The sequence below is a fragment of the Klebsiella sp. 141251 genome (assembly GCF_050600725.1).
Lineage (GTDB): Bacteria > Pseudomonadota > Gammaproteobacteria > Enterobacterales > Enterobacteriaceae > Klebsiella > Klebsiella aerogenes.
In genome coordinates, this window is sequence record NZ_JAQIRG010000011.1 from 153,218 (window position 1) to 178,048 (window position 24,831).

The following is a 24,831-nucleotide window of genomic DNA, read 5'->3' on the forward strand; positions in this document are numbered from 1 at the left end:
GGCAATGATCAAACAACTGTGCTTCTGCTATGGGCTTCTTCTGGCGGTAAGCGGCGCGCTGGCGCATGACGGGAGGGTTTATGTGACGGGAACGATTACCGACAACACCTGCACGCTGTCGCCGGATTCCGAAAACATTCAGGTCGATATGGGAACCGTCAGCAACCGCCAGTTTTATCAAACCGGGGCCGGCGCGGAATGGCAGCCATTTTCAATCACGCTGCAAAATTGCGGTAGCACCGCCAGCGGCGTAACGCTGAGCTTTAACGGCGTCAGCGACTCGCAAAGCGGTGACCTTTTCGCATTGGATAGTGGAGCGAACGCGGCCTCTGGTATCGGGATTGCGTTATACGACAAGAACAAACAACAGATCGCGCCGGGGGCGCAAAGCGATGTGCAGGCGCTAAGCGCGGGCGCAGCGTCCCAACGTTTACAGTTTTATGCCCGCTATGTGGCTGATGGCGCCCCGGTGGCGCCGGGTGTAGCCGATGCTTCCGCGACTTTTGTGCTGAGTTATGAATAGACGACTTTTCTGCTGGTTTTGGCTCTGGCTGTTGCCCTTTGGAATAAGTCATGCGGGCGTGGTGATTGGCGGCACGCGTTTTATTTATCACGCTGAGCGGACGACGCTGAGCGTTCCGCTACGCAATACCTCTGAGAGCGACTGGCTGGTGGACAGCCACGTGCTGAGCGGTGGACGCTGGCCAGGCGCTGATAATTTGTCACCCCGTAAACCGCCATTCGTGGTCACGCCGCCGCTCTTCTTATTGCGCGCAGGGCAGGAGAACACGCTGCGTGTCGCGTGGAGCGGCGAGGCGCTGGCGCAGGATCGTGAAACTTTGTTCACCCTGAGTATTGCCGCTATTCCATCGGGAAAAACCGGCGTCAATAGCGTGCAGATGGCCTTTCGCTCGGCGTTAAAGCTGATTTATCGGCCCGTAGGGCTAACCGGCGATCCGCAGCAGGCTTATCGCCAATTAGCCTGGAGCTTAACGGCGGATGGTCTGACGGTACGCAATGCCGGGCCCTACTACGTCACCCTCTTTTCAACCCGCGTCAACGGTGCGCCTATAGACGCCGCGGGGGTGGTCGCGCCCTTTTCTACCCGCCGCACGTCGTGGTGTCGACAGGCGACGCGCTGCGTCGTGCGCTGGCAAAGTCTCAACGATGCCGGAGGAGTAATGCCGCCGGTTACGGTAACGGCGCAACGGTGATGACGATTTTACTCGGCCCCTGTGGGCATCCCCTGAACTTAATAATGAGAACTCAATAATGCGCAAACTTTCCTGTAAATCGGCGGTGTGCATGGCGCTTGGCGGCGTCATCTCTTTTTCCGTACTGGCGGCGAATACCACTCCAGCTGCCAGCGATATTGGACCGGCCGCGGAAGCCTATATCGCCAGCCATCCTGATAAAGTCGGCGAAGCGGTGGCGACGTATCTGGCGGATCATCCGGAATTCCTGATTGCCGCCAGCGAAACGCTACATCAGCGCCAGCAGGTCGCCCAGAAGCAGGCTTATGCGCAACTGGCGCTTCAGTACCGCTCTGAGCTGCTGAGCGATAGCTCTCCCTCCGTTGGCCCGGCGGATGCCAAAGCAGCGGTGGTGATGTTTTTTGATTACCAGTGTTCCTGGTGCAGCAAGATGTCGCCCGTGGTGGAGGAGCTCGTGAAATCCAATCCTGACACGCGTTTTATCTTTAAAGAGTTCCCGATTTTTTCATCCCGCTGGCCGGTGTCAGGTCTGGCGGCGAGGGTCGGTGAACAAGTGTGGTTGAAGGATGGCGGCACGAAATATTTGGCCTGGCATAATGCGCTGTACGCTACCGGCAAAGTGGAGGGGCAGTTAACCGAGCAGGATGTTTACGCGCTGGCGTCGCATTATCTCACCCAGCCGCAAATGACGGCGGTAAAAACCGCCGAGCAGAGCGGGGCGGTGCATGACGCGCTGCTGAGCAATCAGGCGCTGGCTCAACATATGAACTTTTCCGGTACTCCGGCTTTTGTGGTCATGCCGCAGGCTGCCGCTCCGGACGCCGGTCGTATCTCGGTAGTGCCGGGCAGTACGTCGCAGGATGCGTTGCAAATGGCGATTCAGAAAGCTAAAGGCTAAGTCTCAGCGACCGGGGCGCGGTTCCCGGTTATCTGCTTCCTCCGACCGAGGATTTCGCGTATGCAATTCAAGAAACGCTGGTTAGGGCTGGCGGCCATTTCACTGTTCACGATCGGCGGCGTGCGGGCGCACACTGTCGGTAATATCCAATTTTTTGGCAACGTAGTTACTGAAAGCTGCTGGAACGAAACGGAAAGTAGCGAGATTTTTTGCCAGCGCGCCGATCGCATCGAACGCCACGTGATTGTGGAAAATATCACGACTTCGCTGGCCTCAGCTTACGCGACGGTGGAAAAAAGCTATCTCGATACCGACAAGCAGCTCACCCTGCTACGGGTGGTCTATGATTAACGAGAGGCGCTTATAGCTCGGAAAAAATGAGTGTAATGGCAACTTAAATCTGATTTTTTCGATGTGTTAGCGGTTGTATCATACTTTTATCGAGTTATTGACCAACAAGGTGAGAGTAAAAGTGAAACATCTGCAACGATTTTTCAGTAGCGATGCTTCCGGGGGCATTATCTTAATCTGCGCCGCCGCGCTGGCGATGATGATGGCCAATAGCGGCGTCACCAGCGGTCTGTATCATGCTTTTTTGGAAACGCCGGTACAGCTGCGCGTCGGTGCGCTGGAAATTAACAAAAACATGCTGTTGTGGATCAACGATGCGCTTATGGCGGTGTTTTTCCTGTTAATTGGTCTGGAGGTTAAGCGTGAGATGATCCAGGGGGCGCTTGCCAGCCGCCGTCAGGCGGTGTTCCCGGTGGTTGCCGCGATTGGCGGCATGGTGGTGCCTGCGCTTATCTACTTAGCCTTCAATGCCCAGGATCCCGTTGCGCGGGAAGGGTGGGCGATCCCGGCGGCGACAGATATCGCCTTCGCGCTTGGCGTTTTGGCGCTATTAGGCAACCGTGTACCAACGGCGCTGAAAATTTTCCTGATGGCGCTGGCTATCATCGATGACCTTGGGGCGATCGTTATTATTGCGCTGTTTTATACCAACGATCTATCGGTGCTATCGCTAGCCGTCGCCGCAGGCGCGATTGTGGTGCTGGCGGCGCTTAATCTGAGCGGCGTGCGGCGCACCGGTATCTATATACTGGTAGGCGCGGTGCTGTGGACGGCGGTACTGAAATCCGGCGTACATGCGACCCTGGCGGGGGTTATCGTCGGTTTTATGATTCCGTTGAAGGAGCAGAATGGCAAATCGCCAGCGAAGCAGCTTGAACATGTGCTGCATCCGTGGGTCGCGTTTCTTATCCTGCCGCTGTTTGCTTTTGCCAATGCCGGGGTTTCGCTGCAGGGCGTCACATTCGCGGGGCTGACCTCACTGCTGCCGCTGGGGATTATCGCCGGGCTGTTTGTCGGTAAGCCGCTTGGCATCAGCCTGTTCTGCTGGCTGGCGCTGAAGTTTAAGTGGGCCTCGCTGCCGCCAGGAACCCGCTTCCCGCAGATTATGGCGGTCGGCGTACTGTGCGGAATCGGCTTCACCATGTCGATTTTCATCGCCACGCTCGCTTTTAGCAGCGTGGATCCCGGATTGATCAACTGGGCTAAGCTGGGCATTCTGATAGGGTCTATCCTGTCTGCCGTCATCGGCTACATGATTCTGCGTAAGCGCGAAACGGATCTTACTCACAGCGTGTAACTTCATCGGGAGGGCCTGTGGGCTCTCCCGGACATATCAGGGAGGGATGCATGTCGCATATCAATTACAACCATTTGTACTACTTTTGGCACGTCTACCGTGAAGGCTCGGTCGTCGGCGCCGCCGAGGCGCTCTATTTGACGCCGCAGACGATCACCGGGCAAATAAAAGCGCTGGAAGAGCGACTGCAGGGAAAGCTCTTTAAACGCAAAGGGCGAGGTCTGGAACCGAGCGAATTGGGTGAGCTGGTATTTCGCTACGCGGATCGCATGTTTACGCTGAGCCAGGAGATGCTCGATATCGTCAATTACCGCAAAGAGTCGAACCTGCTATTTGATGTCGGCGTCGCCGATGCGCTTTCCAAGCGGTTAGTGAGCGGCGTGCTGGATGCGGCAGTAGTGGAAGATGAGCAAATTCATCTGCGCTGTTTTGAATCCACCCACGAGATGCTGCTGGAGCAACTGAGCCAGCATAAGCTGGATATGATTATCTCCGATTGCCCAATTGACTCTACTCAGCAGGAAGGGCTGTTCTCGGTGAAAATCGGTGAGTGCGGGGTCAGCTTCTGGTGTATGAATCCACCGCCGGAAAAAGCGTTTCCCGCCTGTCTTGAGGAGCGTCGCCTGCTTATTCCCGGCCGTCGTTCAATGCTCGGGCGCAAGCTGCTGAACTGGTTTAATTCGCAGGGGCTACAGGTGGAAATTCTCGGCGAGTTCGACGATGCGGCGCTCATGAAAGCCTTCGGCGCGGCGCACAACGCGATTTTTGTGGCGCCAACCCTCTATGCTCACGATTTTTATGCCGATGAGTCGATTGTGGAAATCGGGCGCATGGAGAACGTGATGGAGGAGTATCACGCTATTTTTGCTGAACGAATGATTCAGCATCCTGCGGTACAGCGTATCTGCAATCGCGATTATTCATCGCTGTTTGCGCAGCCGCAAAGTTAAGAGCGACTATGGCCGGCAGAGGTCGGCCCTGATGAACAACAGACATAAAAAAACCCGCTTTCGCGGGTTTCTTTAACAAAGTTCAGCAAGCGGGCGATTAAGCCAGTTTGTTGATCTGTGCAGTCAGGTTTGCTTTATGACGCGCAGCTTTGTTTTTGTGGATCAGACCTTTAGCAGCCTGACGGTCCACGATTGGTTGCATTTCGTTAAATGCTTTCAGTGCAGCAGCTTTGTCGCCAGCTTCGATAGCTGCGTATACTTTCTTGATGAAAGTACGCATCATAGAGCGACGGCTTGCGTTGTGCTTGCGAGCCTTTTCAGACTGAACGGCGCGCTTCTTAGCTGATTTGATATTAGCCAAGGTCCAACTCCCAAATGTGTTCTATATGGACAATTCAAAGGCCGAGGAATATGCCCGTTTAGCCTTCTTTTGTCAATGGATTTGTGCAAATAAGCGCCGTTTAAGATAACGAGGCTTCATTACGTAGTGATGGCGCAAGATTCTACCAGCTTGTTGTAGTCGAATACAGTCTTTCCACCATAAAAATCGACGGCCGCGTATAGTTTTTCCTGCATTCTTACGCTGAGTGAATGAATTAGCAGGATCTTTCGTAATCGAGGTGCAATCGCTGGTTAACGTCGCCTGTTGTACAAGGTATACTCGGACGATTTTCACTGTTTTGAGCCAGACATGAAGCTGATACGCGGCATACATAATCTCAGTCAGGCCCCGCACGGGTGCGTGCTGACCATTGGAAATTTCGACGGCGTGCATCGCGGGCATCAGGCGCTGCTGCAGCGCCTGCGCGCAGAGGGCCGCCAGCTCGGTCTGCCGGTTGTGGTGATGATTTTTGAGCCGCAGCCGCTGGAGCTGTTTGCCGCCGATAAAGCGCCGGCGCGGATCACGCGGCTGCGTGAAAAGCTGGGCTACCTGGCGGAAAGCGGCGTCGACTACGTGCTGTGTGTCCGTTTCGACCGGCGTTTCGCCGCGCTGACGGCGCAAGATTTTATCAGCGAACTGCTGGTGCGCCAGCTTGGCGTGCAGTTCCTTGCCGTGGGGGATGATTTCCGCTTTGGCGCTGGTCGTCAGGGGGATTTCTTGTTATTACAGAAGGCCGGGGCGGAGTACGGTTTTGACGTCACCAGCACTCAGACCTTCTGTGAAGGCGGCGTACGTATTAGCAGCACCGCGGTGCGTCAGGCGCTGGCCGACGATGACCTCGCGCAGGCGGAAAACCTGCTGGGGCATCCGTTTACCATCTCTGGTCGCGTCGTCCACGGCGATGAGCTGGGGCGCACCATAGGTTTCCCGACGGCGAACTTACCGCTGCGTCGTCAGGTTTCCCCGGTTAAAGGGGTCTTTGCGGTAGAAGTGGCAGGGCTCGGCGATAAGCCATTACCCGGCGTCGCCAACATTGGCACTCGTCCAACGGTCTCCGGCGTGCGACAGCAGCTGGAAGTTCACCTTCTGGACGTTGTAATGGACCTCTACGGTCGCCATATAGATGTAATACTGCGTAAAAAAATACGTAACGAGCAGCGTTTTGCGTCGCTGGATGAGCTAAAAGCGCAAATCGCACGAGATGAGTTAACGGCCCGCGAGTACTTTGGGCTCACCAGGCAGGGATAATCCTACTGGTATTTATCAAACCGAAATAACGGAACCGAGAATCTGATGAGTGACTATAAATCCACCCTGAATTTGCCGGAAACAGGGTTCCCGATGCGTGGCGATCTCGCCAAACGCGAACCGGGAATGCTGGCGCGTTGGACCGATGATGACCTGTACGGCATCATCCGTGCGGCGAAAAAAGGCAAAAAAACCTTCATTCTGCATGATGGCCCTCCTTATGCGAATGGCAGCATTCATATTGGTCACTCGGTTAACAAGATTCTGAAAGACATTATCGTTAAGTCCAAAGGACTGACGGGTTTTGACTCGCCGTACGTTCCGGGTTGGGACTGCCACGGTCTGCCGATCGAACTGAAAGTCGAGCAGCAATACGGTAAGCCGGGCGAGAAATTCACCGCCGCAGAATTCCGCGCCAAGTGCCGTGAATATGCCGCCGAGCAGATCGACGGCCAGCGTAAAGACTTTATCCGCCTGGGCGTACTGGGCGACTGGTCGCGTCCGTACCTGACCATGGACTTCAAAACTGAAGCCAATATCATCCGCGCGCTGGGTAAAATCATCGGCAACGGTCACCTGCATAAAGGCGCTAAGCCGGTGCACTGGTGCGTTGACTGCCGTTCCGCGCTGGCGGAAGCGGAAGTGGAGTATTATGACAAAACGTCTCCGTCTATCGATGTGGCGTTCCACGCGGTAGATAAAGCCGCGGTACTGGCCAAATTCGGCGTAGCCGACGTCACTGGCCCGGTTTCGCTGGTTATCTGGACCACAACGCCGTGGACCCTGCCGGCTAACCGCGCCATTTCTCTGTCGCCTGAGTTCGACTATGCGCTGGTGCAGGTTGACGGTCAGGCGCTGATCCTGGCGAAAGACCTGGTTGAAAGCGTGATGCAGCGCATTGGCGTGGCGGATTACACCATCCTGGCGGCGGTACAAGGTTCCGAACTTGAACTGATGCGCTTCAAGCATCCGTTCCTCGATTTTGACGTGCCGGCTATCCTTGGCGACCACGTGACGTTGGACGCGGGTACCGGTGCGGTGCATACCGCCGGCGGCCACGGTCCGGACGACTACACTATCAGCCAGAAATATGGTCTGGAAATCGCCAACCCGGTTGGCCCGGACGGTTCTTACCTGCCAGGTACTTACCCGTCTCTGGACGGTATCAACGTCTTCAAAGCCAACGACATCATCGTTGAGATGCTGCGTGACAGCGGCGCGCTGCTGCACGTGGAAAAAATGCAGCACAGCTATCCGTGCTGCTGGCGCCACAAATCGCCGATCATCTTCCGCGCCACCCCGCAGTGGTTCGTCAGCATGGATCAGAAAGGCCTGCGCGCGCAGTCTCTGAAAGAGATCAAAGGCGTGCAGTGGATCCCGGACTGGGGCCAGGCGCGTATCGAATCGATGGTAGCCAACCGTCCTGACTGGTGTATCTCCCGTCAGCGTACCTGGGGCGTGCCGATGTCGCTGTTCGTGCATAAAGAAACTCACGAACTGCATCCGCGTACCCTCGAACTGATGGAAGAAGTGGCGAAACGCGTTGAAGTTGACGGCATCCAGGCATGGTGGGATCTCGATTCCCGCGACATCCTGGGCGATGACGCCGACAGCTACGAAAAAGTGCCGGATACCCTCGACGTGTGGTTTGACTCCGGGTCTACCCACTCTTCGGTGGTTGATGTGCGTCCGGAATTCGCCGGTCACGCCGCGGACATGTATCTGGAAGGCTCCGATCAGCATCGCGGCTGGTTCATGTCTTCGCTGATGATCTCCACGGCGATGAAAGGCAAAGCGCCATATCGTCAGGTACTGACCCACGGCTTCACCGTCGACGGTCAGGGCCGCAAAATGTCCAAGTCTATCGGTAACACCGTTAGCCCGCAGGACGTGATGAACAAACTGGGCGCCGATATTCTGCGTCTGTGGGTGGCTTCCACCGACTACACCGGCGAAATGGCGGTCTCCGATGAGATCCTCAAACGCGCCGCGGACAGCTATCGTCGTATCCGTAACACCGCGCGCTTCCTGCTGGCGAACCTTAACGGTTTCGATCCGGCAAAAGACATGGTCAAACCGGAAGAGATGGTCGTTCTGGATCGCTGGGCGGTCGGCTGCGCGCAGGCGGCTCAGGAAGATATCCTCAAAGCCTACGAATCCTACGATTTCCACGAAGTGGTGCAGCGCCTGATGCGCTTCTGCTCCATCGAGATGGGTTCGTTCTACCTCGATATTATCAAGGACCGCCAGTACACCGCGAAAGCGGACAGCGTGGCGCGCCGCAGCTGCCAGACCGCGCTGTTCCACATTGTGGAAGCGTTGGTGCGCTGGATGGCGCCGATCATGTCCTTCACCGCGGACGAAATCTGGGGCTACCTGCCGGGCGAGCGTGAAAAATACGTCTTTACCGGCGAGTGGTATGAAGGCCTGTTCGGCCTGGCCGACGACGAAGCGATGAACGACGGTTTCTGGGATGAACTGCTGAAAGTGCGCGGCGAAGTCAACAAGGTGATTGAGCAGGCGCGTGCGGACAAGAAAGTTGGCGGTTCTCTGGAAGCGGCGGTTACGCTGTATGCCGATGCCGAACTGGCGGCCAAGCTCAACGCGCTGGGCGAAGAATTGCGATTTGTCCTGTTGACCTCCGGCGCTAACGTTGCCGATTATGCACAGGCGCCGGCTGATGCCTGGCAGAGCGATCTGCTGAAAGGGCTGAAAGTGGTCCTGAGCAAAGCCGAAGGCGAGAAATGCCCACGCTGCTGGCATTACACCAGCGACGTCGGCAAGGTGGCGGAACACGCGGAAATCTGCGGTCGCTGTGTCAGTAACGTCGCCGGTGACGGCGAGCAACGTAAATTCGCCTGATGAGTAAATCGATCTGTTCAACGGGGCTACGCTGGCTGTGGGTCGTCGTAGCCGTGCTGATTATCGATCTCGGCAGCAAATTCCTGATCCTCCAGAACTTCGCTCTGGGGGAGACGGTATCGCTGTTTCCATCGCTTAATCTGCATTATGCGCGCAACTACGGCGCGGCTTTTAGCTTCCTCGCCGATAGCGGCGGCTGGCAGCGCTGGTTCTTCGCCGGGATTGCGGTCGGCATCTGTGTGGTGTTGACGGTGCTGATGTACCGTTCGAAGGCGACGCAAAAGCTGAACAACATTGCCTACGCGCTGATCATTGGCGGCGCGTTAGGGAATTTGTTCGACCGCCTGTGGCACGGCTTTGTGGTCGATATGATCGACTTTTACGTCGGCGACTGGCATTTCGCCACCTTCAACCTTGCCGATAGCGCCATCTGCATCGGCGCGGCGCTGATTGTGCTGGAAGGTTTCTTGCCTTCCAGTGATAAAAAAACAGCATAAAAAATTGCCGGATGGCGACGCTAAAGCGTCTTATCCGGCCTACAGTATACATCGGCCCTTATTGCCCGGTAAGCGCAGCGCCACCGGGCAACAAGTGGCGGTAATGTAAAAGAGCAAACCTGCATGTCTAACTCTGTACAGAGCAACAGCGCGGTGCTGGTGCACTTCACGCTAAAACTGGATGATGGCTCCACCGCCGAGTCCACGCGCGGCAACGGTAAACCGGCGCTGTTTCGTCTCGGCGACGCCTCGCTTTCCGAAGGGCTGGAACAGCATCTGCTGGGGTTGAAAGCCGGCGATAAAACCACTTTCTCGCTGGAACCTGACGCCGCATTCGGCGTACCGACTCCGGACCTGATCCAATATTTCTCTCGCCGCGAGTTTATCGACGCCGGCGAGCCGGAAATTGGCGCAATTATGCTCTTTACCGCAATGGATGGCAGCGAAATGCCCGGCGTGATCCGCGAAGTGAACGGCGACTCTATTACCGTTGATTTCAACCATCCGCTGGCCGGGCGCACCGTTCATTTTGATATTGAAGTGCTGGAAGTCGATCCGGCGCTGGAGGGGTAAGATGCAGATCCTGTTGGCTAACCCGCGCGGTTTTTGCGCCGGCGTTGACCGCGCTATCAGCATTGTCGAAAACGCGCTGACGCTGTACGGCGCGCCAATCTACGTTCGTCACGAAGTCGTCCATAACCGCTACGTCGTCGATAGCCTGCGTCAGCGTGGAGCGATTTTTATCGAACAGATTAGCGAAGTGCCGGACGGCGCGATCCTGATTTTCTCTGCTCACGGCGTTTCACAGGCGGTACGCAATGAAGCGAAGAGTCGTGACCTGACGGTTTTCGACGCCACCTGTCCGCTGGTGACCAAAGTCCATATGGAAGTCGCCCGCGCCAGCCGCCGCGGCGAAGAGTCGATCCTGATCGGCCACGCCGGGCATCCGGAAGTTGAAGGCACCATGGGTCAGTACAATAACCCGGAAGGGGGCATGTACCTGGTTGAGTCGCCGGAAGATGTGCTGAAGCTGGAAGTGAAAAACGATGCCCGACTGTCGTTTATGACTCAGACCACGCTCTCCGTCGACGATACTTCTGACGTTATCGACGCGCTGCGCGAGCGCTTCCCGAAAATCGTCGGCCCGCGTAAAGACGATATTTGCTACGCCACGACTAACCGTCAGGAAGCCGTACGCGCGCTGGCGGAACAGGCTGACGTGGTGCTGGTGGTCGGTTCGAAAAACTCCTCTAACTCTAACCGTCTGGCCGAACTGGCGCAGCGGATGGGGAAAGCGGCTTATCTTATCGACGATGCCACCGATATTCAGGAACAGTGGGTGAAATCCGCTGCCTGCGTTGGAGTAACGGCGGGCGCGTCGGCCCCGGATATCCTGGTGCAGAACGTGATTGCCCGCCTGCAGGAGCTGGGCGGCGGTGAAGCGGTGCCGCTGGAAGGCCGTGAAGAGAATATCGTTTTTGAAGTGCCGAAAGAGCTGCGTGTGGATGTCCGTGAAGTAGAGTAAGTTCTTTCATCCATCAGTATGAGAAGATGCCAGACTTAACGTCTGGCATTTTTTTTGGGAGAAAACCATGCGCTTACCGATTATTCTCGACACCGATCCGGGTATTGACGACGCGGCGGCGATCGCCGCCGCGCTCTTCTCACCGCAGCTGGATTTGCAACTCATGACGACGGTCGCGGGTAATGTCTCGGTGGAGAAGACGACCCGCAATGCGCTGCAGTTGCTGCATTTCTGGAATGCTGATGTACCACTGGCGCAAGGGGCATCGATGCCGCTGGTGCGTCCGCTGCGCGATGCCGCCTCGGTGCACGGCGAATCCGGCATGGAGGGCTATGATTTCGTCGAGCATAACCGCCAGCCGCTGGCTAAACCGGCTTTTCAGGCAATTCGCGATGCGCTGATGCACGCGCCGGAACCCGTGACACTGGTGGCCATCGGCCCGCTAACCAATATTGCTCTGCTGATTACGCAGTATCCTGAGTGCCTGTTTAATATTCGTCGACTGGTGCTGATGGGCGGCTCGGCCGGTCGCGGCAACTTTACCCCTAACGCCGAGTTTAATATCGCCATCGATCCGGAAGCCGCCGCGAAAGTCTTCCAGAGTGGGTTGGACATTGTGATGTGCGGACTGGATGTCACCAATAAGGCGCTGCTGAGTGCGGACTATCTGGCAACCCTGCCGACGCTCAATCAAACCGGTAAAATGCTTCATGCGCTGTTTAGCCACTATCGCAGCGGCAGTATGAGCAGCGGCCTGAGAATGCACGATCTCTGCGCTATCGCGTGGTTGGTTCGCCCGGATCTATTTATGCTCAAACCCTGCTTTGTAGCGGTGGAGACGCAGGGGACCTGGACGGCCGGCACCACCGTGGTGGATATCGAAGGGCGTTTGGGACAACCGGCCAACGCCCAAGTGGCGCTGGATTTGGATATCACTGGTTTTCAACGTTGGGCGGCGGAGGTTTTCGCTCTCGCGCCGTGACAGGTAAAGCTAGTGTGAATCGACCACATTACACCATAACTCGCTCGCTTCATCCGTCCACATGAGTAGCAATAATGAAGCGAAGCGTTCAGCCGCCGCGGAAAGAGGACGGTTTTTAACGCGAATCATGCCAAGCGTGCGCCTGATGACCGGTTCAACCAGCGGCACGCTGACGACAGCGCTGTTAGCGTGATGCGGCATGGCCAGGCAGGGCAGAGCCGATATGCCAAGCCCCGCCTCGACCAGACCAAGAGAGGTGGATAAATGTCTGACTTCGTAAAACCAATCTAACCTCCACGGTTTATCCTGCAGGCAACTTTCAATAAGTTGCCGATTACCGCTTGAGCGTCTGACGCCAATTAATCTCTGCGAGACGAGCTCGCGCCATTCCACTAATTTTTTACTGGCGAGCGGATGATCCTGCCGGCAAGCCAGCACGAAGGGTTCGTTGACCAGCGGGCTAAATTCGATATCGGGATGTGTGATGAAGTTCATATTTATTCCAAAATCGACTTCGCCTTTTCTCACCGAAGTCATGCAATTTTCTATACCTTGTTCATAAATTCGAACTTTGATGTGGGGATAGCGCTGATTAAATTGAACGATAGCACGTGGTAAAAAATAAAATACCGCCGTCGGGATACAAGAAAGCGTTACCGTATCATGCACATTCGAAGTCAGATTGCTGATGTTGAAAATGGCGGCATCTAGGCTGGCAATCAGTGATTTCGCTTTAGGAAGGAGCATTTGTCCTGCCTGGGTGAGCATGATTTTTCGGGTGGTTCGTTCGAAAAGCGGGGTATTAAGATTACTTTCTATTTTCTGTATTTTTCGGGTTAGGGCGGGTTGCGTCAGGTTAAGTACTTCAGCGGCTTTGCTAAATGAACCCAGTTCGGCAACAGTGACAAAGGCTTTCATACCGGATAGTTCATTGTTCATTGTTACTCCGTAATCTGAGATGAATTATTAATATGTAGAATGGCCTTGTTAATTATTACCGTGCCGATAGTTATTATTAATGTTTTGTAGGTATAAGTCTTATTTTCATATTTTATCAATCACTATCCGCCTTGCAAGTAGAATCAGATGGTGAACGGTTGTGCGATTAATGAATAATAAAGTAAATAAAAAACTTTAAATACATTAAGTTCATTAAATTCACGCCCCGTTTATTTATTCTTTTTCTTCTATATTTGTAAGGAGCGTGTTATGAAACAAATTCCGTGTGTTCTCATGCGTGGAGGAACGTCAAAAGGGGCTTTCCTTTTAGCGGATGATCTACCTGAAGATATTCAAAAACGTGATGAGGCGTTATTAACCATCATGGGTTCAGGCCATGAACTGGAAATTGATGGTATTGGCGGTGGTAGCCCGCAAACCAGTAAAGTGGCTATTGTCAGTCAATCGTCCAGCCCACAAGCAGACATTGACTATTTATTTGTGCAGGTCATTGTCAATGAACGGCGGGTCGATACCACGCCTAATTGCGGTAATATGCTGTGCGCGGTAGGTGGATTTGCTATCGAAAAAGGTCTCATCGCGGCGAGTTCACCGGTAACGCGGGTGCGTATCAGAAACGTAAATACCAATACCTTTGTCGATGCTGACATTCAAACACCGAACGGCCAGGTCGTTTATGAAGGGAATACCCATATTGATGGCGTTCCCGGGCAGGCGGCTCCCGTTGCTCTGACATTTCTAAACGCCGCCGGGGCGAAGTCGGGCCAACTTTTCCCCACCGGTAACCGGGTCGATATTTTTGATGATATTCGCGTCACGTGTATTGATATGGCGATGCCGATGGTGATTATCCCTGCACACAGTCTCGGTAAAACCGGATATGAATCTGCTGCTGAATTAGACAAGGACAGTGCATTTTTCCAGCGTCTTGAATCTATACGTCAACAAGCTGGCGCGGCAATGGGGTTTGGCGATGTATCCAACATGGTTATACCTAAACCGGTACTGGTTGCTCCACCGCAACACGGCGGAACAATGAGCGTGCGTTATTTCATGCCCCACAGCTGCCATAAGTCTCTGGCGATTACGGGCGCTATCGGTCTGGCGAGTTCTTGTGTTATCGCCGACACCGTGGTTAACGAGCTTACGCGAATGTCTGGTGAAGGATTAATTAGCGTTGAACACCCTAGCGGCAGCATTGAGGTGAACCTAAGTAACGCGAATGGAAATCCTGAAAATATTCGCGCGTCGGTTATTCGTACCGCACGTAAGATTCTTTCTGGCATGGTTTATCTCCCTGAATAACTTAATCAGTGTTCTTCTATAATTTTATTCAGGTAAGGGATCGAAATGGATAAAAAAACAGTATGCAAGCTATTAGTGCTTGTCGCCATCCCATTGCTTATTAGTCTATTTCCGGCTCCAGCGGGATTGACCAAACTGGCTTGGGTGCTATCAGGGATTTATCTGGCGGCGATTGTTGGTTTGGTTATTAAGCCGTTTTCTGAACCGGTAATATTGTTAGTCGCTGTCGCCACATCAATGGTCGTTATTGGTAATTTAGGTGATGGCGTAATAAAATCATCGAGTGTATTAAGTGGCTATGCATCGGGAACTACCTGGCTGGTTTTCTCAGCGTTTACCTTAAGTGCTGCCTTTGTTATTACTGGTTTAGGTAAGCGGATTGCTTATATTCTTATTGGCAAGATAGGGAGTACCACGCTTGGCTTAGGCTATGTTACCGCCTTTCTTGATCTCATCCTTTCCCCCGCGACACCGTCGAATACGGCTCGCGCCGGCGGTATCGTCTTACCTATCATCAATAGCGTGGCCGTTGCGTTAGGCTCGGAACCGGAGCATACGGCAAAACGCGTTGGCCATTATTTGATGATTAACGTCTATATGGTTACCAAAACGACCAGTTATATGTTCTTTACCGCAATGGCCGGGAATATACTGGCGCTCAAAATGATTGAAGATATTTGTTATATCAAATTGAGCTGGGGCGGATGGGCATTAGCCGGAATATTACCAGGCATTATTATGCTGTTATTAACACCGCTCATTACCTATAAGTTATATCCACCAGAGTTAAAGAAAGTGGATAATAAGGCAATTGCCAAAGAAGGTCTTGAGTCTTTAGGGCCGATGACCTTACGTGAAAAAATGCTCTCCTGCCTGTTTGTCATGGCATTAGCCGGTTGGGTATTTAGCAAGTCGCTTGGCGTTAACGAATCAACGGTAGCTATTTGCGTCATGGCGTTGATGCTGGTGTTAAAAATCGTCACCTGGGATGATGTTATAAAAAATAAAGGGGGTTGGAATACCCTGATTTGGTACGGTGGGATTATTGGTTTGAGTTCGCTGTTGTCCAAAGTGGGCTTTTTCTTGTGGTTAGCTGAATTGTTGAAGGACAATATTTCGTTTGGCAGTCATAGCACTCTGGCTTTCGTGGTTATTGTAGCATTAAGCATTCTGGTGCGTTATTTCTTCGCTTCAGGCAGCGCGTATATTGTGGCAATGGTACCGGTGTTTGCGATGTTAGCGAATGTTTCCGGTGCGCCAGTGATGTTAACCGCATTAGCCCTACTGTTTAGTAATTCGTATGGCGGTATGGTCACCCATTATGGCGGCGCCGCTGGCCCGGTGATATTTGGCGTTGGTTATAATGATATTAAGTCCTGGTGGATTGTCGGCGGTATATTGGCTCTGCTGACGTCCATCCTGCATATCACCATCGGGGTATGGTGGTGGGAGTTATTAATGTACTGGAAGGTAATCTAATAAATTAAATATTGATTTTAATCTTTTTTATAATCTGCGTTCATGGAACAAGGATATATTTTAAAAACGCTAAATGGAGTGTCGCATTTTTATGTCTCCAGTAACAATTACATTGTCACTATTGTTATTTTCAATTGTGATGTTTATTTGGGAGAAAATCCCGCTGGCGGCGACCGCGATGATCGTATGCATTGTCCTGGTCGTAACCGGCGTGTTTGATGTGAAAACGGCCTTCTCGGGGTTTATTAACCAGAATGTCATTTTATTTGTCGCCATGTTTGTGGTTGGCGGCGCCTTATTCGAAACTGGCGTCACAGATAAAATTGGAGGAATAGTTACCCGTTACGCTCGGTCGGAGAAGCAACTCATCGTTATTATCATGTTGGTTTGCGGAATACTCTCCGGCTTTCTGTCTAACACGGGAACGGCCGCGGTACTGATCCCCGTAGTTATCGGCGCCGCGGTGAAGTCTGGCTATGCGCAATCTCGTTTGTTGATGCCATTAGCGTTTGCGTCGGCGCTGGGTGGAAACTTATCGCTTATTGGCTCGCCGGGTAATTTGATCGCCCAGTCGGCGCTGGAACAAGTCGGGCAACGCTTCGGTTTTTTCGAGTATGCCAAACTGGGTATCCCTATGCTGCTTTGCGGGATCATCTACTTTTTGACAATAGGTTATAAATTGTTACCGGCACAATCTGTGCGTGCCGAGGGAAAAGCAGAAAAGAGCAGGAAAGTTGACTGTCCTAAATACAAGCAAGTTATTGCGGTTTTAGTGTTGGTATTTACTGTACTGGGCATGATTTTTGAGAGCGTCATTGGTTTGCCAATTGCAATTATTGGTTCAATTGGCGCCTTATTTTTGGTTATTACGCGAGTGATTACTGAAAAACAGGCCTACCAGTCAATTGACTCACAGACGATTTTTCTGTTTGGCGGTACTTTAGCTTTAGCGAAAGCACTCGAAACCACTGGCGCGGGTGAAATCATGGCCCGTTCTATTATCGATCTGCTGGGTCAACAGGCTTCACCGTTCTTACTGTTAAGTGCTGTGTTAATCATATCCTGTGTATTAACGAACTTCATGTCGAATACCGCAACAGCGGCCTTGCTGATTCCTATTGGTCTGTCTATTGCGAATTCCATGGGGGCCGATCCGCGAGCGGTGCTAATGGCTATTGTCATTGGTTGTTCATGTGCTTATGCGACCCCGGTGGGGACGCCGGCGAATATGATGATTTTTTCCGCCGGAGGATATCGGTTTATGGATTATGTCAGGGTCGGATTACCGCTGATTATTATATCTGTGGTGGTGAGCTTTATTTTACTGCCGATATTTTTTCCTTTCTATTCGTAATAATACGGATAAAAGCATCGCCTAATTATTTAATCTATCTGAAGGACATAAGTCATGATTAAATTACATGATAGTGGGGTATATTTATCCCATCAGCATGGGATTATCCCAGAACAGGAATGCGCCAATCCTGTCGCCAAAGAGATTGCACGAAAGGGAACCATAGCATGGTCAATTTTGTCATCTCATAGCCACTCGGGAGATGAACAGAAATTAAAAATTAAATTTGATTCTATGACCTCCCATGACCTTACCTTTGTTGGCATCATCCAGACGGCAAAAGCCTCCGGCATGACCCGCTTTCCATTGCCGTATGTTTTAACCAACTGCCACAATTCACTTTGTGCGGTGGGAGGAACCATTAACAGCGACGATCATATTTTTGGTCTCACTTCCGCGCAGAAATATGGCGGGATTTACGTTCCGCCACATATTTCGGTTATTCACCAGTATATGCGTGAAATGATGGCTGGTAGCGGCCAAATGATACTGGGATCGGATAGTCATACGCGTTATGGCGCGCTGGGGACGATGGCCGTCGGTGAAGGCGGCGGTGAGCTAGTTAAACAACTGCTGGGAAACACCTGGGATATTGATTATCCCGATGTCGTCGCGGTGTATTTAACTGGCAAACCTGCCGCTGGCGTTGGCCCTCAGGATATTGCGTTGGCATTAATTGGCGCGGTATTCAAAAACGGTTATGTGAAGAACAAAGTGATGGAATTCGTTGGTCCCGGCGTGGCCAGTATGTCGACCGACTATCGAAACAGTATTGATGTCATGACTACTGAGACGACCTGCTTATCCTCTATCTGGCAGACCGATGAAGAGACGCGGCATTTTTTACGCCTTCATGGTAGAGAGAAAGATTATCGTGCGCTGTCAGCAAAAGAGATGGCCTACTACGATGGTTGTATCGAAATCGATTTAAGTACCATCAAGCCGATGATCGCGCTACCGTTTCATCCAGCCAATGTCTATGAAATTGATACAGTTAATCAGAATTTACCGGACATTTTACGCCAGGTTGAAATTGAAGCTGAGAAAATCTCGCTTGGGCGCGCGAAGCTGTCTCTGTTGGACAAAATAGAGAACGGTAAATTACGCGTTCAGCAGGGTATTATTGCTGGTTGCGCCGGGGGAAACTATGTCAACGTCGTACAGGCGGCGAATGCCCTGAGGCATCACTCCTGTGGCGATAATATTTTCTCGCTTTCAGTTTACCCCTCCTCACAACCGGTGCTGATGGCGTTAACGAAGAAGGGAATGATCAATGACTTAATGAGTGCGGGCGCCATTATTCGTACCGCGTTCTGCGGTCCTTGCTTCGGCGCCGGTGATACCCCGATGCATAATGGCTTAAGTATCCGTCATACGACGCGAAACTTTCCGAACCGTGAAGGTTCCAAGCCGGGAAATGGGCAGATGTCGGCGGTGGCATTGATGGACGCGCGTTCAATTGCCGCGACGGCCGCTAACGGGGGATTGTTAACCTCGGCGGCGGAGCTCGATTGCTGGCATGATGCTCCGGAATATGAATTTGATGTTTCCCCCTATAAAAACCGGGTTTATCAGGGATTCGTTAAAGGCGCTACGCAGCAGCCGCTAATCTATGGCCCGAATATAAAAGATTGGCCGGAAATGAATGCATTAACGGATAATGTTCTGTTAGTGGTCGCCGCAAAGATAATGGATCCGGTAACGACTACCGACGAGCTGATACCGTCAGGGGAAACATCATCGTTTCGTTCGAACCCCCTGGGGCTGGCGGAATTTACGCTCTCCCGTCGCGATCCGCAGTATGTGGGGCGGGCTAAAAAAATTGCCGTTATGGAGCAACAACGCGTTAAGGGTGAAGATCTTTGCCGTTTAAATCCACAGCTGGAAAATATATTTTCCCAGATACGTCTGCTACCGGGTCAGGAAAATATTAGCGCGGCACAGACTGAGATAGGTAGCATGATCTATGCGGTCAAACCCGGTGATGGCTCAGCGCGAGAGCAGGCCGCTAGCTGCCAGCGCGTGCTTGGCGGGCTTGCCAATATTAGCCAGGAGTATGCGACCAAGCGCTATCGTTCCAATGTGATTAACTGGGGGATGCTGCCGCTGCAGATGAAAGAGGCGCCTGATTTCGAGGTCGGCGATTTTATTTATATCCCGGCAATAAAAAGCGCACTAACGGGGGAGTTTAGTGATATCACCGCTTTTGTAGTCAGCGATAATCGACCTGTGAAGCAGATAACGCTTTATATGGAGAAATTAACCTCGTCGGAGCAGGAGATTATTAAGGCCGGTGGTCTTATTAATTATAATAGAAATCAATTAATCCTCGCTAATTAATATCTGGTCATGCTGGCAGTGTTTCTTTGCCAGCAATCCTTTCAACATTAATATATCTTTTCTTGTGCCAGCACATTAATTTATGCTGAAGCGTTGTTTAGGCTAAGGAGTGTTTGGTTTGAAGGGGGCTCCGATGTGCCCCGCTGTCATTAATTCGTTCTCATGGAGAGAATATCATGACCTATGGACAGGCCTATCTTAAAGGCTGGAAACAGGCTTTTAATTTCGTTGGACGCTCTGACCGCCGTGAGTTCTGGTCATTTTTTCTTATCAACGCCCTGATTGTGGCAACCCCTTTACTCATCTGGTATCTGGCTACGCTTTATGACTACCGGTATGGCGTTTTGAGTCTGTTTCTCTTCCCGTTGGCTTTTGTGCTTCATTTACCGATGATTATCCCAATATTGGCGGTAGGTTTTCGCCGGATGCATGATATTGGCCGCTCTGGTTTCTGGTTTTTACCGGGGATCGTTTTCCCGGTGTTTATTATTTTATCTTTGGCAATGTGCTGCCTGCGTTCAGCGCCGGAACCGTCTCGCTAAGAAAATCAATCATTGCCCGCATTCTGGCGGGCATATGCTTATGCCCCGACCATAACAGCCACAGATTGCCGGAGTAGCTGCTGATAAACTCCCACTCCGCCAGCACCTGCACGATTTCACCCTTTGCCAGCGCTTCACGGGCGGTAAACAGTGGCAGACTGCCAATCCCCAGATGCTGTTTAACCGCATCAAGACGCACCGCAGTGTGGTTAGCGGCGTAGCGTCCGTACGTCTGCACCGTTTCGTTTTTGCCTTCGCGGCGAAATTTCCAACGCGCGTCGGCGGGCGTTTCGCCAAGACTGATACAGCTATGCGCGCGCAGATCCTGCGGGGTACGCGGCATTCCGTGGCGCTGTAAGTACTCTTTAGTGGCGCAGATGACATGAACAATCGGCATCAGCGGTTTGCCATGCAGTCCAGGGGAAGGGGTATGGGTAATACGCAGCGCGAGATCGATGCCGTCATCAATAAAGTCGAGATCGCGATCTTCTAAACGTAAACAGACGTCAACCTGCGGATAACGGTTGAAAAAGTCGATCATTAGCGGATGAATGACAAAGCGCCCGACGGCTTTTGGTACGCTCAGCGTGAGTTTACCCTGCGCCACCGTCTGGGTACTTCCGGCGCAGTCCATAGCCTGGCGCGCCGCTTCCAGCATTTCCAGCGCATGTTCATACACCGCTTTCCCGGCATCGCTCAGCCGCAGCTTGCGGGTGGTTCGGTGCAACAGTTTGCAGCGCATCTCCTGTTCCAGCCGCGAGACGCTGCGACTGACGGCGGATGGCGTAATCCCGCTCTGACGGGCGACGGCGGAAAAGCTGCCTTGTTCGACAATCTGTACGAAGAGGGCGAGGTCGGGGAGAAGGTTCAGATTCATTTGTGCTCTCAAAGCAAAAGTGCATTGGTTGTGGAGGCCATTATCGCGGTCAATATTATCAATATACTGTGCTGACAGAGAGGAGAACAATCATGACTGAACGTATTTATTACGCCAGCGACGCCACCGAAGGGTGCGCACACATTATCAGCTGCAGCGCTGAAGCCGATGGTGGTTATGCCATTGAACTTGATCGCACGTTGTTCCATCCGCAGGGCGGCGGGCAGCCGTCCGATCGCGGCTGGATCGATGAGCAGCCCGTAATGGCGGTCACGACGCGCGGCGATAGTGTCCTGCATATCGTTGCCCAGCCGCTGCCGTTAGGCGAGGTGGAGCTACGAATTGATGCGCCTGTGCGGCAACGGCATGCCCGTTTGCACTCTGCTGGTCACTTGCTGGGACTGGCCGGCGAGCAGTTCGGCTGGCGACCGGTGAAGGCGCATCACTGGCCGGGAGAGGGACGGATTACGTTTGCTGCCGGCGCTGGCGCCGCGTTACCGGAAGCCAGCGCGCTGCTGGCGCAGGTGAGCGCGTGGCAGAAGCAGGATTTACCGCGCCGCATCACCTTCGCTAATGGTCTGCGCGCCGTAGGATTCGGCGAACTGGCAGCTTATCCCTGTGGCGGTACCCATGTCGTTAGTCTGGCGGCGTTGGGAAATATCGTCATCAGCCAGCTGAAAATGAAAAAAGGGCAGATGATCGTCAGCTATACCCTCGAATAAGCGTTTCAGACGTGCTCAGGGTAGGGATGTTTGCCGCGATAAATGCGTTCCGGCCGGCCGACTTTGCCATAACTGATTTCCGCTTCCAGAAAATCGTTTTTAACGCCTTGTTCGAGATAACGGCGGGCAGTGGTTTTACTGCTGCCGAGGATGCGGGCCAGAGAGTCGGCGGTATGCACGACTTCCGGGTCGGAGAACAGCTGCAGCACGCGGTGAAAGGTGCTTTCATCAATCCCGCGCAGCGGTGCGTCAGCAGGTTCAGTGTGCTCGCGAGCCTGGATATTAAACAGGGCGTCGACGTGGGTCTGGCTGGCCTGTTCGCTCGAACGCAATGAGCTGCGGTAGCGGGCGAAACGCTCGAGCGTATGTTGTAAACGTTGATAGTGTACGGGCTTAATCAGGTAATCGAATACTCCCAGTCGCAGGGCTTCGCTGATGGTCTCCATATGATTATCGGCGGTAATGAAAATGATTCGCCCTTTGTAGTTAGTGCTGACAGCGTGGCGAATCAGATCCAACCCCTTGCCGTCAGGGAGAAAGTTATCCAGCAGGATCAGCTGCGGCTGGTAGAGACGCATCAGCTTTTTCGCGCTTTCCAGTTTATCCGCGATGCCGATTACGTTGAACTGGGGGAACTGTTTGATGGTATCCACCAGGATTTCCGCCAGCATAGGTTCGTCTTCAACGATAAGAGTAGTAATGCTATCCATGATGTTCATCTCGGGTCAGGGGGATATAAAGGGTAAAGATGGTGCCAAAGGGAATGTTATTTTCGACGACGATAGTGCCGCCTGCTTGTTCTACGTAACTGCGCACCAGCCAGAGCCCAATACCGTGCTCGGCGCTGGCGCTACTGGTGACGCCACGCTCAAAGATGCGATCGCGTAGCGTCTCGTCAATACCGCATCCCTGGTCGGCGATCTCGACGATCAGTTCATGACCGTCGCTATTTATTAAACACTCGATCTGCTTCGATCCCAGCGGCTGGCGTAACGAGGCATTGTAGGCGTTATCGAGCAGATTCCCTACGATCGAGATCCATTCGCTGGGAGAAAGCGCGCTGGGAAGGATATCGACGAAGCAGGCGGGGTCGAATACCAGTTCAAGACCAAGCTCTTTGGCCCGATAATATTTACCGATCAGCAGCCCGGCAAGGTGGTTATCCTGGAAATTACGCGCAATAAAATCGAGTACCTTCTGGTGGCTTTCTGACTGTTGCTGAATCAGATCCAGCGCGTGATCGTAGCGTTTAAGAAACAACAGTCCGGCGATGGTCGAGATCAGGTTGCGGTGTTCATGCTGCACGGCGCGCAGATTATCGGCGTACTGCTGTACCTGGCTGAGCTGCAGACTGAGGGTGTTGATATCGTCTTTACTGCGAAAACTGATGACCCAACCCTGTGGGGCATTATTTAAGATCACCGCCATCCGGCTGGCGATCACTTTGATCTGATTAAAAGTGACGATCGCGTCTTTCTTATTCTCATGCGGCGCATCGTAGAAGAATGCCTCTTGCGCAATGACGCTACTGATCTTTTTACCGATCAGTACGGGCTCCGGCTGGCTTAGATTAAGCAGACGACGGGCGGTCTGATTAATGGCGGTTATCTTATAATTTGAGTCGATGGCGATGAGCCCTTCAAACACCGATTCAAAGAGCACGCTTTGCTGGATGAGCAGCTGCGAGAGCTGCTGGGGCTCCATATTGAGCATTTGCTTTTTGATATGCAGCGAGAAGCGGCGAGCGCAGTACAGCAGCAATAGCAGGATAATCGCCATCGGGATCAGTAGCGAGCTTATCTGCAGGCTGAGCCAGTTTTCTAACTGTTCAATGGTATAACCGACCGACACGATGCCGATGACTTTCCCGGTGGCGTCCTGCACCGGCGATTTACCCCGTAATGATGAACCTAGCGAACCTTTGCGTACCGAGACATAGCTTTTGGCGTTATACAGCGCCTCATCGCTATCGCCACCTTCCATTGATTTACCGATTTCGTCCGGGTTGACGTGATAAAGACGCTGTCCGTTGGCATCGCCGACGGTGATGTAGGTGGCGTCTGAGAAGGAACGCATGGGGTCGATAAGCTCTTTAATTCTGGCGAGATCGCGCTTCTGTACCGCTTCTACCAGCTCCGGCATTGCTGAAATCTGCATCGCCTGAATCAATGCCCGTTGCCCGACCTGGTAATGAAGACGTTCTTCGGTAATATCTGTTAGATACCAGGACATACCCAGCATGACGACAGTTGAGGTAAATAATATCAGCAGGAAGATGCGGTTCTGAAAGGACCGCCGCGCAAACCAGTGGGTTATTTTTCGGGTGTACATAGGGCCGATAGACATTAAATGGCTAGTTTCCTCGTTTGGCGGTCCGGGTACCTGCAGATGGCGCACAGATCCAAAAAATTCAGAAAAACGCCCGTTCAAAACCATTGAATCGGGCGCTGGTGTGGTAGCCCGGCTAAGGCGCCAGCCGCTATCCGGGATGGACGCCGGCCTACATCGCCAGCACGTACTTGAGCATCACCCCGGCGGCGATCGCCGAGCCGATCACCCCGGCCACGTTCGGGCCCATCGCGTGCATCAGCAGGAAGTTCTGCCCGTCCGCTTCCAGACCCACCTTGTTGGACACCCTCGCCGCCATCGGCACCGCCGATACCCCGGCGGAACCAATCAGCGGGTTGATCTTGTGTTTACTGAACACGTTCATCAGCTTCGCCATGATCACCCCGGCGGCGGTGCCCACGCAGAAGGCGATCACCCCCAGCAGCAGGATCCCCAGCGTCTGCGGCTGCAGGAACTTGTCCGCCACCAGCTTGGCCCCCACCGACAGCCCGAGGAAGATGGTGACAATATTGATCAGCGCGTTCTGCACCGTATCGCTCAGACGATCCACCACCCCGCTTTCGCGCATCAGGTTGCCGAAGCAGAACATCCCCAGCAGCGGTGCGGCGTCCGGCAGCAGCAGCGCCACCAGCAGCAACAGCACCGCCGGGAAGAGGATCTTCTCGCGTTTGCTCACCGTACGCAGCTGCACCATGCG

24 protein-coding genes are annotated in these 24,831 nt (G+C 53.1%); 18 read left to right on the forward strand and 6 right to left on the reverse strand.

Annotated elements, in window-relative coordinates; genetic code table 11:
• Positions 1-4: 4 nt before the first annotated feature.
• The 6 genes from PGR09_RS21815 (at position 5) to nhaR (ending at position 4,710) form a co-directional block, all read left to right on the forward strand.
• On the forward strand, positions 5-523 hold the full coding sequence (locus tag PGR09_RS21815; protein WP_047065107.1) for a fimbrial protein BcfF: 519 nt from the start codon (positions 5-7) through the stop codon (positions 521-523).
• On the forward strand, positions 516-1,214 hold the full coding sequence (locus tag PGR09_RS21820) for a pili/flagellar-assembly chaperone (protein WP_430916510.1): 699 nt from the start codon (positions 516-518) through the stop codon (positions 1,212-1,214). The genes PGR09_RS21815 and PGR09_RS21820 overlap by 8 nt, the downstream gene beginning before the upstream one ends.
• A 58-nt stretch (positions 1,215-1,272) precedes the next feature.
• Positions 1,273-2,112 carry a DsbA family protein gene (locus tag PGR09_RS21825; protein ID WP_047065105.1) on the forward strand — a complete coding sequence of 280 codons (840 nt, stop codon included), beginning with the start codon at positions 1,273-1,275 and terminating at the stop codon, positions 2,110-2,112.
• Positions 2,113-2,172: 60 nt separating this feature from the next.
• Positions 2,173-2,463: a hypothetical protein gene (locus tag PGR09_RS21830; RefSeq protein WP_045395811.1), complete on the forward strand. Its 291-nt coding sequence runs from the start codon at positions 2,173-2,175 to the stop codon at positions 2,461-2,463.
• Positions 2,464-2,584: 121 nt separating this feature from the next.
• Positions 2,585-3,760 carry a Na+/H+ antiporter NhaA gene (gene nhaA, locus PGR09_RS21835; RefSeq protein WP_045395807.1) on the forward strand — a complete coding sequence of 392 codons (1,176 nt, stop codon included), beginning with the start codon at positions 2,585-2,587 and terminating at the stop codon, positions 3,758-3,760.
• Between the two features lie 50 nt (positions 3,761-3,810).
• Positions 3,811-4,710, forward strand: coding sequence for a transcriptional activator NhaR (gene nhaR / locus PGR09_RS21840; RefSeq protein WP_045395806.1), 900 nt, complete (start codon positions 3,811-3,813; stop codon positions 4,708-4,710).
• 97 nt (positions 4,711-4,807) lie between these two features.
• On the opposite strand, the gene rpsT is transcribed toward nhaR, so the two are convergent.
• Positions 4,808-5,071, reverse strand: a complete 264-nt coding sequence (rpsT, locus tag PGR09_RS21845; protein WP_001518655.1) for a 30S ribosomal protein S20 — start codon at positions 5,069-5,071, stop codon at positions 4,808-4,810.
• Positions 5,072-5,401: 330 nt separating this feature from the next.
• On the opposite strand from rpsT, the gene ribF reads away from it, so the two are divergent.
• From ribF to rihC, 6 genes are all read left to right on the forward strand, one after another.
• Positions 5,402-6,340: a bifunctional riboflavin kinase/FAD synthetase gene (gene ribF / locus PGR09_RS21850; RefSeq protein ID WP_045378895.1), complete on the forward strand. Its 939-nt coding sequence runs from the start codon at positions 5,402-5,404 to the stop codon at positions 6,338-6,340.
• Between the two features lie 45 nt (positions 6,341-6,385).
• Positions 6,386-9,202, forward strand: a complete 2,817-nt coding sequence (ileS, locus tag PGR09_RS21855; RefSeq protein WP_047043960.1) for an isoleucine--tRNA ligase — start codon at positions 6,386-6,388, stop codon at positions 9,200-9,202.
• Positions 9,202-9,699, forward strand: a complete 498-nt coding sequence (gene lspA / locus PGR09_RS21860) for a signal peptidase II (protein ID WP_045395800.1) — start codon at positions 9,202-9,204, stop codon at positions 9,697-9,699. Before ileS ends, lspA begins: the two co-directional genes overlap by 1 nt.
• Before the next feature lie 123 nt (positions 9,700-9,822).
• Positions 9,823-10,272, forward strand: a complete 450-nt coding sequence (gene fkpB, locus PGR09_RS21865; protein WP_047043962.1) for an FKBP-type peptidyl-prolyl cis-trans isomerase — start codon at positions 9,823-9,825, stop codon at positions 10,270-10,272.
• A 1-nt stretch (position 10,273) separates the two neighbouring features.
• On the forward strand, positions 10,274-11,224 hold the full coding sequence (gene ispH / locus PGR09_RS21870; RefSeq protein ID WP_047043964.1) for a 4-hydroxy-3-methylbut-2-enyl diphosphate reductase: 951 nt from the start codon (positions 10,274-10,276) through the stop codon (positions 11,222-11,224).
• 67 nt (positions 11,225-11,291) lie between these two features.
• Complete coding sequence (gene rihC / locus PGR09_RS21875) at positions 11,292-12,206, forward strand: ribonucleoside hydrolase RihC (protein WP_047043966.1); 915 nt, start codon at positions 11,292-11,294, stop codon at positions 12,204-12,206.
• Positions 12,207-12,215: 9 nt separating this feature from the next.
• Here rihC and PGR09_RS21880 read toward each other — a convergent pair whose 3' ends face one another.
• Positions 12,216-13,145: a LysR family transcriptional regulator gene (locus tag PGR09_RS21880; RefSeq protein WP_045395794.1), complete on the reverse strand. Its 930-nt coding sequence runs from the start codon at positions 13,143-13,145 to the stop codon at positions 12,216-12,218.
• A gap of 270 nt (positions 13,146-13,415) precedes the next feature.
• Between PGR09_RS21880 and PGR09_RS21885 the strand changes: the two genes are divergently transcribed.
• The 5 genes from PGR09_RS21885 (at position 13,416) to PGR09_RS21905 (ending at position 20,186) form a co-directional block, all read left to right on the forward strand.
• Positions 13,416-14,471: a 4-oxalomesaconate tautomerase gene (locus PGR09_RS21885; protein WP_045395792.1), complete on the forward strand. Its 1,056-nt coding sequence runs from the start codon at positions 13,416-13,418 to the stop codon at positions 14,469-14,471.
• A 45-nt stretch (positions 14,472-14,516) separates the two neighbouring features.
• Positions 14,517-15,950 carry an anion permease gene (locus PGR09_RS21890; RefSeq protein ID WP_430916511.1) on the forward strand — a complete coding sequence of 478 codons (1,434 nt, stop codon included), beginning with the start codon at positions 14,517-14,519 and terminating at the stop codon, positions 15,948-15,950.
• A gap of 91 nt (positions 15,951-16,041) precedes the next feature.
• Positions 16,042-17,304: an SLC13 family permease gene (locus PGR09_RS21895; RefSeq protein ID WP_348876903.1), complete on the forward strand. Its 1,263-nt coding sequence runs from the start codon at positions 16,042-16,044 to the stop codon at positions 17,302-17,304.
• A gap of 54 nt (positions 17,305-17,358) precedes the next feature.
• Positions 17,359-19,644 carry a hydratase gene (locus PGR09_RS21900; RefSeq protein ID WP_430916512.1) on the forward strand — a complete coding sequence of 762 codons (2,286 nt, stop codon included), beginning with the start codon at positions 17,359-17,361 and terminating at the stop codon, positions 19,642-19,644.
• A gap of 176 nt (positions 19,645-19,820) precedes the next feature.
• Positions 19,821-20,186 (forward strand): DUF805 domain-containing protein, encoded by a 366-nt coding sequence (locus tag PGR09_RS21905; protein WP_047050152.1) that lies wholly within the window; start codon positions 19,821-19,823, stop codon positions 20,184-20,186.
• Here the strand turns inward: PGR09_RS21905 and PGR09_RS21910 are convergent.
• A complete protein-coding gene (locus tag PGR09_RS21910) occupies positions 20,131-21,063 on the reverse strand; it encodes a LysR family transcriptional regulator (RefSeq protein ID WP_430916513.1) in 933 nt (310 codons plus the stop codon). The two genes, PGR09_RS21905 and PGR09_RS21910, sit on opposite strands and share 56 nt — an antisense overlap.
• A 92-nt stretch (positions 21,064-21,155) precedes the next feature.
• On the opposite strand from PGR09_RS21910, the gene PGR09_RS21915 reads away from it, so the two are divergent.
• Positions 21,156-21,785, forward strand: coding sequence for an alanyl-tRNA synthetase (locus PGR09_RS21915; RefSeq protein ID WP_047043975.1), 630 nt, complete (start codon positions 21,156-21,158; stop codon positions 21,783-21,785).
• A 5-nt stretch (positions 21,786-21,790) separates the two neighbouring features.
• Here PGR09_RS21915 and citB read toward each other — a convergent pair whose 3' ends face one another.
• The 3 genes from citB to PGR09_RS21930 all read right to left on the reverse strand — a co-directional run.
• Positions 21,791-22,495, reverse strand: coding sequence for a citrate response regulator transcription factor CitB (gene citB / locus PGR09_RS21920; RefSeq protein ID WP_045395773.1), 705 nt, complete (start codon positions 22,493-22,495; stop codon positions 21,791-21,793).
• On the reverse strand, positions 22,488-24,116 hold the full coding sequence (gene citA, locus PGR09_RS21925; protein ID WP_047043977.1) for a citrate sensor histidine kinase CitA: 1,629 nt from the start codon (positions 24,114-24,116) through the stop codon (positions 22,488-22,490). Before citA ends, citB begins: the two co-directional genes overlap by 8 nt.
• Before the next feature lie 169 nt (positions 24,117-24,285).
• A partial coding sequence (locus PGR09_RS21930; protein ID WP_430916419.1) for a sodium ion-translocating decarboxylase subunit beta occupies positions 24,286-24,831 on the reverse strand: 546 nt, incomplete at its 5' end.